We start from the raw sequence: 11,698 nt of genomic DNA on the forward strand, positions 1-11,698 counted from the left end.
GGGTCGCCAGGTGTCGGTTCACTTCCGGAAGGGGGCGTTCCAGTGACCGTAAGACGCCGTTCTCCTGATCGGATAAAGTCCGCGCGTGTCCGAAAATCAGCACCCAATTGCCAACTCCGCTCCGGGCTCGCACTGTTCGAGCTGCGGAGCGGCCTACGGAGAGGGAATCTCCGGCTGGCCCCGCACCTGCCCGGCCTGCGGCCACGTCGCCTACCGCAACCCACTGCCGGTGGCGATCGCCCTTCAGCCCGTCTACGACACGAAGGGCACCGCCCTGGTCGTCATCACCCGCACCGTGGCCCCCGCGCGCGGGGGCACCGCGCTCCCCGGCGGCTACGTCGACGACCGCGAGGACTGGCGGCACGCCGTCGTCCGGGAGCTCAAGGAGGAGACGGGCATCGACGCGGCCGCCCGCGACGTACGGCTCGTCGACGCCATGAGCTCGCCCGACGGGCACCTGCTGCTGTTCGGACTCCTCCCGGAGCGCCCGGCCGAAGGCCTCCCGCCGTCGGGCGCGACCGACGAGACGGAGGGCTGGCACCTGCTGCGCCGCCCCGAGGAACTCGCCTTCCCGCTGCACAGCGTGGCCGTACGCGCGTGGTTCGAGGGCCGCTACTGAGCCCTCCGGCTCATCCCAGCCCCCTGACCCGGACGGGACGGGACGGCTCGCGCACGCCGTTCTCGTCCTCGCGCCGGACCACCACCCGCCGGCCCTCCCAGCGGGCGACGTAACGCTCGATCTCCGGCTCGTCCCAGCCGTCGCCCGTGTCCGGCACGACCAGCCCGCCGCCCGTCCGCCCCCGGGCGGGGGCCCACACCTCCAGCAGCGTCCCGCCGTCCTCGTCCCGCACGGGCAGGACGGCACCCGCGCGTGCCAGCACCGGGATGCGCGACAGCGGGGCATCCACGAGCACCTGCCCCGGCCCCTCGTACGCCTTCTCGGTCACCGTGTCGTACCAGCGCCCGCGCGGCAGCTGCACCGCACGCCGGTCGGCGCCCGGATCCAGCACCGGAGCCACCAGCAGTGCGTCGCCCAGCAGGAAGGCGTCCTCGCAGTCGCGCAGCGCCCGGTCCTCCGGCGCCCCCCACCACACCGGCCGCGCGTACGGCGCTCCGGTCCGCCGGGCCAGCTGCGCCAGCGTCATGAAGTACGGCAGCAGACGCCGCCGTTCGAGCAGCGCCACGCGCGCGTGCTCCAGTACCTCGGTCCCGAACTCCCAGGGCTCCCGGCGCCCCGCCCGCATGCTCGCGTGGGTCCGGAACAGCGGCAGGTACGCGCCCAGCTGGAACCAGCGCAGAAACAGCTCAGGCGACGGGCTCCCGTCGAAACCGCCCACGTCAGGACCCGAGTACGGAACCCCGCACAGCCCGAGCCCCAGCACCAGCGACAGGGACGCGCGCAGCCCCGGCCAGCCGGTGGCGACATCGCCGGACCACGTGCCCCCGTAGCGCTGCACACCGGCCCAGCCCGAGCGGGAGAACAGGAACGGCCGCTCCTCGGGCGCGAGTCCGCGCAGGCCCTCGTAGGCAGCCCTCGCCATGCAGAGCGCGTAGACGTTGTGCGCCTCCCGGTGGTCGCCGCCGCGGCCCTCCAGAGCGTGCCGCGCCGACCGCGGCAGCGTCGACTCGCCGAACGCGCTGAAGGACGTCGGCTCGTTCATGTCGTGCCAGAACCCGGCGAAGCCCAGCGCGAGCCGCTCCTCGTAGAGCCCGCCCCACCACGCGCGCACGCGCGCGTCCGTGAAGTCGGGGAAGACCGTCTCCCCGGGCCACACCACCCCCTCCACCGTCCGCCCCGCCGGATCACGGACGAAGGCGTCGAGCGCCGCTCCGCTGTCGTACACCGCGTTGCCCTGCTCGGCCTTCACCGCCGGGTCGACGATCGACACCAGCCGGATCCCGTCCCGCCGCAGCTCCTCCGCCAGCGTCGGCAGCTTCGGGAAGCGCTCGTGATCGACCGTGAACACCTGATGGGCGTCGTAGTGGTCGATGTCCAGATGGACGGCGTCCAGCGGCAGACCGCGCTCCTGGTAACCGGCGACGATCCGCCGCACCTCCTGCTCGCTGCCGAAACCCCAGCGCGCGTGGTGATGGCCCAGCGCCCACGCCGGCGGCAGCGCGGGCGCGCCCGTGAGCGAGGCCCAGGTGTGCAGCACGCGCGCGGGGGTGCCCACCATCACCCAGCAGCGCAGCGGACCGCCGTCCATCCGCAGCTCGCACCGCCCGGCCCGGTCGTGCCCGGAACCGGCGCCCTCCTCGCCTTCCAGGAGCGTCACCGTCCCGTCCCAGGAGCTGTCGTGGAACACCAGATGCGCCGCCGCGTCCGCCACCACTATCTGGACCGGCATGGTGATGTACAGCGGATCGTCTCCGGGCCCGAAGGCGCGGCCGGGATCGGTGTTCCACAGCCGGTACGTGCCGTCCCGCAGCCGTGGACCCGAGGCGCGCCCGCCCAGACCGAAGAACCGCGCGTCCGCGGCCACCTCCGACCGCTGCACCCAGCGCGCCGCACCTCCGCCCACCGGCTCCCACCACCGCGGCGGCAGATCCCGCCGCAGCATCACGCCACCGGGCGTGCACACCTCCACCGCACCGTGCCGCGAGACGCTGACCGTCACCCGCTCCGCCACGACCCGCCAGCCGCCGTTCGTGTCCGGTTCGAGGACCGCCCGCGGATCCGGCTCCGGGCAGCGCCCCGCGAGCGCGTACGACGGCTCGGGACCGGCCCCGTCCCAGCCCCAGAAGACCGCCCCGTTCACCGCGACCGTGATCCGCAACTCGGACCGGCTGAACCGGATCACACCGCCGCCCGGCCCCGGCTCCGCGTCCTGTACCGGCCCCGGCACCCGGGCCCGCTCGGCGCCCCGCGGCGGCAGCCCGGCGGCATCGATCCGCTTCCTGCGCCACGCCGCCCGTACGGTACGCAACCCCTGAGCCGCCCTACTCGAACCGACCACTCTTACCGAACGCACCAGGTCACGACCGTCCATACTGCTCACCCTGCCACTCAGCGCTCCACACACGCGTGCCGTTCAACTGCCGTTCACCCGTGCCGGGACCACATCTTCACGACACGGACTATGTGGAGCGCACCCTGGTGTAGAAGTCGATCACATGGCATCGTCCCTGTCAGCCGCGTCACGCGCACACCCCAGCCCGTGCGCGTCCCACGCACACAAAGCGCAGAAGCCCGGGAGCCGCCCCATGTCGACCGCGAACCCCCAGCCGCTCTGGCGGCCCGATCCGCAGCGGATCGACCAGGCACGCATCACCAGGTTCCAGTCCTGGGCGGCGGAACACCACGGAGCCCCCGCCGACGGCGGGTACCCGGCCCTGCACCGCTGGTCCGTCGACCACCTGGACACCTTCTGGAAGGCCGTCACGGAGTACTTCGACGTGCGGTTCTCGACGCCCTACGCGCGCGTGCTCGGCGACCGCGCCATGCCCGGCGCCGAGTGGTTCCCCGGCGCGACCCTGAACTACGCCGAGCACGCCCTGCGTGCCGCCGCCACCCGCGCGGACGAACCCGCCCTCCTGTACGTCGACGAGACACACGAACCCCGCCCGGTCACCTGGACCGAGCTGCGCCGCCAGGTGGGCTCCCTGGCCGCCGAACTCCGCGCCCTCGGCGTCCGCCCCGGCGACCGCGTCAGCGGCTACCTCCCGAACGTCCCGCAGGCCGTGGTCGCCCTCCTCGCCACCGCCGCCGTGGGCGCCGTCTGGACCTCCTGCGCCCCCGACTTCGGCGCCCGCAGCGTCCTGGACCGGTTCCAGCAGGTAGAACCCGTCGTCCTGTTCACCGTCGACGGCTACCGCTACGGCGGCAAGGAACACGACCGGCGCGAGATCGTCGCCGAACTCCGCCGCGAACTGCCCACCCTGCGCGCCGTCGTCCACATCCCGCTGCTCGACACCCCGGCCCCCGAGGGCGCCCTGGACTGGTCGGCCCTGACCTCGGCCGACACCGAGCCAGAATTCGAACAGGTCCCGTTCGACCACCCCCTCTGGGTGCTCTACTCCTCCGGCACCACCGGCCTGCCCAAGGCCATCGTCCAGTCCCAGGGCGGCATCCTGGTCGAACACCTCAAACAGCTCGGCCTGCACTGCGACCTGGGCCCCGAGGACCGCTTCTTCTGGTACACCTCGACCGGCTGGATGATGTGGAACTTCCTCGTCTCCGGCCTCCTCACGGGCACCACGATCGTCCTGTACGACGGCAGCCCCGGCTACCCCGACACCGGCGCCCAGTGGCGTGTCGCCGAACGCACCGGAGCCACCCTCTACGGCACCTCCGCCGCCTACGTGATGGCCTGCCGCAAGGCCGGCGTGCACCCCTCCCGCGACCACGACCTCTCCCGGGTGAAGTGCGTCGCCACCACCGGCTCCCCACTGCCCCCCGACGGCTTCCGCTGGCTGCACGACGAGTTCGCAGCGAGCGGGGCCGACCTCTGGATCGCCTCCGTCAGCGGCGGCACCGACGTGTGCTCCTGCTTCGCGGGCGCCGTACCCACCCTCCCCGTCTACACCGGCGAACTGCAGGCACCCGGCCTCGGCACCGACCTCCAGGCCTGGGACCCGGCCGGCCGTCCCGTCATCGACGAAGTGGGCGAACTGGTCGTCACCAACCCCATGCCCTCCATGCCGATCCGTTTCTGGAACGACCCCGACGGCAGCCGCTACCACGACAGCTACTTCGACACCTACCCCGGCGTGTGGCGCCACGGCGACTGGATCACCGTCACCTCACGCGGCTCGGTGATCATCCACGGCCGCTCCGACTCCACGCTCAACCGCCAGGGCGTGCGGATGGGTTCGGCGGACATCTACGAGGTCGTCGAGCGGCTCCCCGAGATCAAGGAATCCCTCGTCATCGGTATCGAGCAGCCCGACGGCGGCTACTGGATGCCCCTCTTCGTCCATCTGGCACCGGGCGCGGTCCTCGACGAGGCCCTGCTGAACCGCATCAAGCAGGCCATCCGCGAACAGCTCTCGCCCCGGCACGTCCCCGACGAGGTCATCGAGGTCCCCGGCGTCCCGCACACCCTCACCGGAAAGCGCATCGAGGTCCCGGTCAAGCGCCTTCTCCAGGGCACACCCCTGGAGAAGGCCGTCAACCCCGGCTCCATCGACAACCTCGACCTGCTGAGCTACTTCGAGGACCTGGCCCGCAAGCGCGCCTGACCTTCCCGCGGAGCGCGCTCACCCGCCGTAGGTGGCCTCGGACTCGCCCAGCACGGCGGCGAAGTCCGAGGCCAGCCGCGCCGCGTCGGCCGGCTCAAGACCGGCGGTCGAGATCCGCACCCCCGGCCCGGCCGACAACCGGAAACGCGCCCCCGCCGCCACCCACCAACCGTACGAGCGCAGCCCGTTCACCACGGCCGACTCGTCCCGCACCGGCACCCACAGGTTCATCCCGCTCGCCCCGTGCGACCCGATCCCGCGCCCGGCCAGCTCCCCGGCCAGCGTCTCGCGGCGCAGCACGTACGTCGCACGCGCGCGTGCCACCAAGGCGCGCGTGCCCGGATCCGTCATCAGCCCGAGCACCGTCTCCTGTAGCAGGTGACTGACCCAGCCCGAGGTCAGAAGCAGCAGCCCGTCGTGCCGGGCGAGCGAGACCGGATCGCACACGGCCGCCGCCCACCTCAGGTCCGTGCCCAGGAACTTGCTCACCGTCCGGACGTGCACCCAGCGCGCGAGCCCCGCCCCGGTCAGGGAGTGCAGCGGGGCGTCGGCCACCGAGGACGCGTGATCGTTCTCGATCACCAGGACATCGGGTTCCTCGCGCAGCACCCCGGCCAGGGCATCCCTGCGGGCCACCGAGAAGCAGCCGCCGTACGGGTTCTGCGCCCTGGGGCTGCACACCACGGCGCGCACGCCCGCGCGCAGCGTGGTGCGCAGGGCGTCCGGACGCATCCCCTCGTCGTCCACCGCCACCGGCACGATCCGCAACCCCAACGCCGGGACCAGGTCGAGCAGATGGTGGTATCCGGGATCCTCCATGGCCACGGCGTCACCGGGCCGCAACTCCACGGACAGCAGCCGGCCGATCAGATCCAGCGCGCCGTGCGCGAACGTCACGTGTTCCACCGGCACGCCGTCCGGGCCCAGCCAGTCCCGTACGGCCTCCTCCAGCCGCGCCAGCCGAGGCGCCGAACGGTGCGACCGGGCGCCGGGGGAGAGCGTCGAGGGCGGCACCAGGCCGGGCAGCAGCGCGGGATCGGGATGCCCCCCGGCCAGGTCCCGGAGCCCTTCGGGAACCCTGGGTGGACGCCTGGACGCCACTGCCGGAGCCGACGCCACCACGGTGCCGCCCCGCCCGCGCGTGACGACGATCCCGCGCCGGCGCAGCTCCTTGTACGCCGTGGCGACCGTGCCCGGACTCACCCCCAGCTCGTCCGCGAGCCGCCGCACCGGCGGCAGCGCCGCCTCCGGAGCCAACGCGCCCTCGGCCACACCCCGCTCCACGGACGCGGCAATTCCCTTGGCCGTCGTACCGGTGATCCCATATTGTGTTACCACGTTGGCAAGTATGTATCAATACATAATTGACGGCAAGGGGGAGCATTGACAGCGAAGCCCGGTGCGACCGCGCGGCGCCGCCGCATTCCCGGAGGCCCCGACGGACGCCGCATGCTCGCCGTCACCCTGGTCGACCGCGTCGGCAGCGGCCTGTGGGCATCGGTCTCCGTCCTGTACTTCACCTACGTCTCCGGCCTCTCCCTCGCCGAAGTCGGCACCCTCGCCGCCGTCTCCGGCGCCATCGGCATCGCCGGCGCCCCACTCGGCGGCCGCATCGCCGACCGCCTGCCCCTCACCCGCGTACTGATCGCACTCCAACTCCTGCGCGCCCTCGCCTCCTTCGCCCTGCTCACCACCCACGACCACGCCCTGCTGCTCGCCGTCTCGGCGGTCGGCGCCCTCGGCGACCGCGCGGCCAACGTCCTCACCAAGCTCTACGCCACCCGTATCGCCGGACCCGACCGCGTCCGCTACCAGGCCCTCAACCGCACCATCGCCAACGCGGGCTGGGCCCTCGGCGGTCTCGCCGCCGCCGCGGCCCTGGCCCTCGGCACCACCACGGCCTACCGCTGGCTCCTCGCGGGCGACGGCCTCTCCTTCGTCGCGGCCGCACTGCTCACCCTGCGCTGCGGCGAACCCCCGTCACCCTCCCGGGTGGTGGCCGACTGGAGGACCGAGCCGAAGACCGAGAAGCCGGCCAACCCCTGGCGCGACCGCACCTACCTCGCCTACGTCGCCACCGACACCGTCCTCTTCCTCGACGACGCCGTCTTCAAGGTCGGCCTGCCGCTCTGGATCGCCCACAGCGACCGCATCCCCCACGGCCTCGCACCGCTGCTGCTCGTCCTCAACAACGTGATGGTGGTGGGACTCCAAGTCCCCCTGGCCCGCTTCGGCACCACCAGCCGAGCCGCCCGCCGGCTCCTCGTCCCGCTCTCCGCCGCCTTCGCCCTCGGCGGCATCGCGATGGCACTCTCCGCCGACGGCGGAACCGTCACGGGCATCCTCCTGCTCACCGCCGCGGCCGCCGCCTTCACCGTCGCCGAGATGCTCCACGCCACCGTCTCCTGGGAGCTCTCCGTCGCCCTGGCACCCGGCACCGCCCTGGGCGCCTACCTCGGAGTCCACGGACTCGCCCAGTCCGCCCAGCGCAGCATCGGCCCACTCGCCGTCACCGCCGCCATCGCCACCGGACCGCTGGGCTGGACCGCATTCGGCACCCTGATCGCTCTGACCTGCACAATCCAGCACCGCCTGGTCCGCGACCGACTTCCGCACCCCCCATTGTCAGTGGCGCCGATTACTGTGAGTGAGCATTGATCGACCGCTCACAGGGGGAACCATGGCGCGCACCGACCACCGGACCATGCGACGCGTCCTGCGCCGCGAAATCGCCGGCACCATCGGCCTGCTGACCGACGAGCACGACTTCCGCGCCATGCGGCGCTACCGCACCTTCACCTTCGACGACCACCTGACCTACCTCCGCCAGATGGAAGCCCTCCTCAGGACCCGCGCCGCCGAGGGCACCCACACCACCCTCGCCCTCTTCGACCCCGAGGAATACGCCGAGTTCTGCACGGCCACCGGACTCGACCCGGACAACCCGGCCAGCCGCACCCGCTTCACGGCCGAACTCGCGGCCACCGGCGCCACCGTCCCCTACGACGGCCGCCCCCTCACCGACCTGGTCCCCGCCCTCGTCGACGAGGCGGTACGCCAGGCCACCTGGGAGTACGCCAGCACCCTCCTCGCCCGCCTCGGCCCCTGTCCCACCTGCGGAGAGGACGTCGGACGCGCCGCCTTCACCCGCGCCTCCCACTTCCTCACCCGCATCCTCGACACCGCCCCGGCAGGCAACCGGCACCTCGTATGCAGCGTCTCCGGACCACCCGAAACCCTCGTCACCGTCCTCCACGCCGACCAGAACACCGAGGGCACCACCCACCTCGACGAGGCCGAAGCGCTCGAATTCACCAGCGTCCTCGCCCTCGGCCTCGCCACCAACAGCCCCGGCGGACTCGTCATGCGCACCACCGCCCCCGGCACCCCCGACCGCGTCTACGGCTGGCGACTGCGCGGCAGCAACCTCGCGCCCCTCACCGCCGGCGAGGTCTTCGACGCGTACTGCACCGACGTCGATTCCGGAGAGCTCATCTCACCGGAATCGGACGTCGACTACTGCGCACCGCCCGACCTCGGCGACCAGGAGACGGCACCGGGCCACCACCACTGAAACCACCAGGGGCGCCCCACCCACAGGTGGAGCGCCCCTGAAAAGACAGCCGATCACGGCCCTGGCCGACTACTCGCCGGACAGCACCGCCTGAGCCGCCACGCGGGCCTCGTCAGCACTGTCGGCGGCACGCGCGGCCACCGCGGCCCGCTCGCACTGCGCCAGCGTGTACTTGGCCAGCATCGCCCGGACATAAGGAATCGACGCCGCGCCCATGGAGAGAGAGGTGACGCCCAGACCCGTCAGAACACAGGCCAGCAGCGGATCCGACGCGGCCTCGCCGCACACACCACAGCTCTTGCCCTCGGCCTTCGCCGCCTCCGCAGACAGCGCGACCAGGTCGAGCAGCGCGGGCTGCCACGGATCCTGCAGCCGGGACACCGCACCCACCTGACGGTCCGCGGCGAACGTGTACTGCGCCAGGTCGTTCGTCCCCAGCGACAGGAACTCGACCTCCTGGAGCACCGAGCGCGCCCGCAGCGCCGCCGACGGAATCTCCACCATCGCGCCGAACTTGGCCCGCAGCCCCGCCTCCCGGCAGGCGTCCGCGAACGCCTTCGCATCGGCACGGTCCGCCACCATCGGCGCCATGACCTCAAGGTGGACCGGCAGCCCCTCGGCCGCCTTCGCCAACGCCGTCAGCTGGGTGCGCAGCACCTCGGGGTGGTCGAGCAGCGTCCGCAGCCCGCGCACGCCCAGCGCCGGGTTCGGCTCGTCCGCCGGAGTCAGGAACTCCAGCGGCTTGTCCGCGCCCGCGTCCAGCACCCGCACGACGACCCGGCCCTCCGGGAACGCCTCCAGCACCTGACGGTAGGCCTCGACCTGCTTCTCCTCGGAAGGAGCACTCTTGCTGTCGTCCAAGAACAGGAACTCGGTACGGAACAGACCGACGCCCTCGGCACCGGCCTCGACCGCCGCCGGCACATCCGCCGGACCGCCCACGTTGGCCAGCAGCGGCACCCTGTGCCCGTCCGCGGTCGCACCCGGGCCGGTCGAGGCGGACAGCGCCGCCTTCCGTTCGGCGGCCGCCGCCTCCAGCGCCGCCTTCTTCTCCGCACTCGGGTTGACGAAGATGTCACCGGTGCTGCCGTCGACGGCGATCACCGTGCCCTCGGCGAGTTCCCTGGCACCCGGCAGCGCCACCACGGCCGGCACACCGAGCGCCCGCGCCAGGATCGCGCTGTGGCTCGTCGGCCCGCCCTCCTCGGTCACGAAACCGAGCACCAGGGTCGGGTCGAGGAGCGCCGTGTCGGCCGGCGCCAGATCCCGCGCCACCAGCACGTACGGCTCGTCACTGTCCGGGACACCCGGCATCGGAACGCCCAGCAGTCGGGCGACGATACGATTCCGCACATCGTCCAGGTCGGCCACCCGACCGGCGAGGTACTCACCCGCCGCGGCCAGCAGCTCGCGGTACGCGGCGAACGCGTCGTACACGGCCCGCTCGGCGGTGCTGCCGACGGCGATCCTGCGGTCCACGTCGGACATCAGCTCGGGGTCCTGCGCCATCATGGCCTGCGCCTCGAGAACCGCCTGGGCCTCGCCGCCCGCCAGGTTGCCGCGCGCCGTCAGGTCGGCGGCCACAGCGTCCACGGCCTGACGTGCCCGCCCCTGCTCCCGCTCCGCCTCTTCCGCGGGAATCCCCTTGGCAGGCGGCTCCAGCACCGCCGTCCCCATGTGCCGAACCTCGCCGATCGCCACACCGTGGCTCACGCCGACGCCTCGCAGCGTTGTCTCCATCTCACCCGTCTCCGATAGTGCGGCGGGTCCCGCCGCCGCGGTGGTTGTCGTGGTCGCCGCCTGCTCCGTTAGTACGGCGGCAGGGCGGCGGGGTCGTCGGTCCGGGACGCATCAGCTCCAGGCGAAGAGGGTGTCGCCTGCCTTCACGTCACCGTCTTCGCGGAGGTCGGAGAGAGAGTCGGCAGTGGCCTCCAGGGCCACTACGGGGCAGACCGGAGACTTGCCGGCGGCCTCGACCTCGGCCGGGTTCCAGCGCACCACGGCCTGGCCGCGGGTCACGGTGTCGCCCTTGTTGACGAGGAGCTCGAAGCCCTGTCCGTTGAGCTGCACGGTGTCGATACCCAGGTGGGTGAGTACGCCGTGGCCGCTGTCGTCGACCACGACGAACGCGTGCGGGTGCAGAGAGACGACGACTCCGTCCACGGGCGCCACGACCTCGGAAGGCTCACGCGGGGGGTCGATGGCGGTACCCGGGCCGACCATGGCCCCGGCGAAGACCGGATCCGGCACTGCGGCCAGTCCGACGGCACGTCCTGCGAGAGGGGACGTCACGGTGGTCATGGGAGGCCTCCCAGAAGTGGAGCTGCTTACGGGCCGTCACTGCGTGTCCCGGACGGCACTGAGCAGCAGCGTATGTCATATGAAGTGGCGGTTCCGCTTGGAAGGTACCAGCTAGTGGTCTAGACCACCACCCTATTCGATTTGCACGCCCTTCGGGGCTCCGTGTACAGTCGTACTCCTGCTTGAGACCAGGCGGCGCGATAAAGCGTTGCTACTCGGCAGCACCCAAACTTGTCAGATCCTAACTCGGGATCATCTTCCGCATGCCTGCGGGAGGGTGGTCAGAGCGACGGAAAAACACTGATAGAGTTTGGAACACCGAAGGGAAGCCCGGAGGAAAGCCCGAGAGGGTGAGTACAAAGGAAGCGACCGTTCCTTGAGAACTCAACAGCGTGCCAAAAGTCAACGCCAGATATGTTGATACCCCGTCTCCGGCCGTCATGGCTGGGGCGTGGTTCCTTTGAAACAAACACAGCGAGGACGCTGTGTGCGAGGGGATTATTCCTCCTCTCGCACCGCTCTCGTGTGTGTCGTCCCGATTACGGGAAAACATTCACGGAGAGTTTGATCCTGGCTCAGGACGAACGCTGGCGGCGTGCTTAACACATGCAAGTCGAACGATGAACCACTTCGGTGGGGATT

Annotated in this window: 8 protein-coding genes and 1 rRNA gene; 5 read left to right on the forward strand and 4 right to left on the reverse strand. The window is 71.7% G+C overall.

What is annotated here, in order from left to right; genetic code table 11:
* The first annotated feature begins 85 nt into the window (after window positions 1-85).
* A complete protein-coding gene (locus ACFWPQ_RS11610; protein WP_362585090.1) occupies window positions 86-619 on the forward strand; it encodes an NUDIX domain-containing protein in 534 nt (177 codons plus the stop codon).
* Window positions 620-629: 10 nt separating this feature from the next.
* Here the strand turns inward: ACFWPQ_RS11610 and ACFWPQ_RS11615 are convergent, their stop codons facing one another.
* The gene (locus tag ACFWPQ_RS11615) at window positions 630-2,990 is read right to left on the reverse strand and encodes a TIM-barrel domain-containing protein (protein ID WP_384032312.1); all 2,361 of its coding nucleotides are present in this window, start codon (window positions 2,988-2,990) and stop codon (window positions 630-632) included.
* 214 nt (window positions 2,991-3,204) lie between these two features.
* Here ACFWPQ_RS11615 and ACFWPQ_RS11620 point away from each other — a divergent pair, with 214 nt between their 5' ends.
* A complete protein-coding gene (locus tag ACFWPQ_RS11620; RefSeq protein WP_384032314.1) occupies window positions 3,205-5,181 on the forward strand; it encodes an acetoacetate--CoA ligase in 1,977 nt (658 codons plus the stop codon).
* An 18-nt stretch (window positions 5,182-5,199) separates the two neighbouring features.
* Here the strand turns inward: ACFWPQ_RS11620 and ACFWPQ_RS11625 are convergent, their stop codons facing one another.
* Complete coding sequence (locus tag ACFWPQ_RS11625) at window positions 5,200-6,519, reverse strand: aminotransferase class I/II-fold pyridoxal phosphate-dependent enzyme (protein ID WP_384032316.1); 1,320 nt, start codon at window positions 6,517-6,519, stop codon at window positions 5,200-5,202.
* Between the two features lie 45 nt (window positions 6,520-6,564).
* Between ACFWPQ_RS11625 and ACFWPQ_RS11630 the strand changes: the two genes are divergently transcribed.
* Together ACFWPQ_RS11630 and ACFWPQ_RS11635 are read left to right on the forward strand one after the other, a co-directional pair.
* Window positions 6,565-7,839 carry an MFS transporter gene (locus ACFWPQ_RS11630; protein WP_384032318.1) on the forward strand — a complete coding sequence of 425 codons (1,275 nt, stop codon included), beginning with the start codon at window positions 6,565-6,567 and terminating at the stop codon, window positions 7,837-7,839.
* 22 nt (window positions 7,840-7,861) lie between these two features.
* Window positions 7,862-8,755 carry a hypothetical protein gene (locus ACFWPQ_RS11635; RefSeq protein ID WP_384032320.1) on the forward strand — a complete coding sequence of 298 codons (894 nt, stop codon included), beginning with the start codon at window positions 7,862-7,864 and terminating at the stop codon, window positions 8,753-8,755.
* 69 nt (window positions 8,756-8,824) lie between these two features.
* Here ACFWPQ_RS11635 and ptsP read toward each other — a convergent pair whose 3' ends face one another.
* Both ptsP and ACFWPQ_RS11645 read right to left on the reverse strand, forming a co-directional pair.
* Window positions 8,825-10,495 (reverse strand): phosphoenolpyruvate--protein phosphotransferase, encoded by a 1,671-nt coding sequence (gene ptsP / locus ACFWPQ_RS11640; protein WP_384032321.1) that lies wholly within the window; start codon window positions 10,493-10,495, stop codon window positions 8,825-8,827.
* A 111-nt stretch (window positions 10,496-10,606) separates the two neighbouring features.
* Window positions 10,607-11,056 (reverse strand): PTS glucose transporter subunit IIA, encoded by a 450-nt coding sequence (locus ACFWPQ_RS11645; protein ID WP_384032323.1) that lies wholly within the window; start codon window positions 11,054-11,056, stop codon window positions 10,607-10,609.
* Window positions 11,057-11,608: 552 nt separating this feature from the next.
* Here ACFWPQ_RS11645 and ACFWPQ_RS11650 point away from each other — a divergent pair.
* Window positions 11,609-11,698 (forward strand): 16S ribosomal RNA (locus ACFWPQ_RS11650); the annotation flags it as partial.

The sequence above is a fragment of the Streptomyces sp. NPDC058464 genome (assembly GCF_042721035.1).
Classification (GTDB): domain Bacteria; phylum Actinomycetota; class Actinomycetes; order Streptomycetales; family Streptomycetaceae; genus Streptomyces.

What these genes read in the sequence shown, in the direction of transcription:
- ptsP (WP_384032321.1), bottom strand. Translation starts at nt 10,495, where the DNA reads ATGGAGACAACGCTGCGAGGCGTCGGCGTGAGCCACGGTGTGGCGATC.
- ACFWPQ_RS11635 (WP_384032320.1), top strand. Translation starts at nt 7,862, where the DNA reads ATGGCGCGCACCGACCACCGGACCATGCGACGCGTCCTGCGCCGCGAA.
- ACFWPQ_RS11615 (WP_384032312.1), bottom strand. Translation starts at nt 2,990, where the DNA reads ATGGACGGTCGTGACCTGGTGCGTTCGGTAAGAGTGGTCGGTTCGAGT.
- ACFWPQ_RS11620 (WP_384032314.1), top strand. Translation starts at nt 3,205, where the DNA reads ATGTCGACCGCGAACCCCCAGCCGCTCTGGCGGCCCGATCCGCAGCGG.
- ACFWPQ_RS11645 (WP_384032323.1), bottom strand. Translation starts at nt 11,056, where the DNA reads ATGACCACCGTGACGTCCCCTCTCGCAGGACGTGCCGTCGGACTGGCC.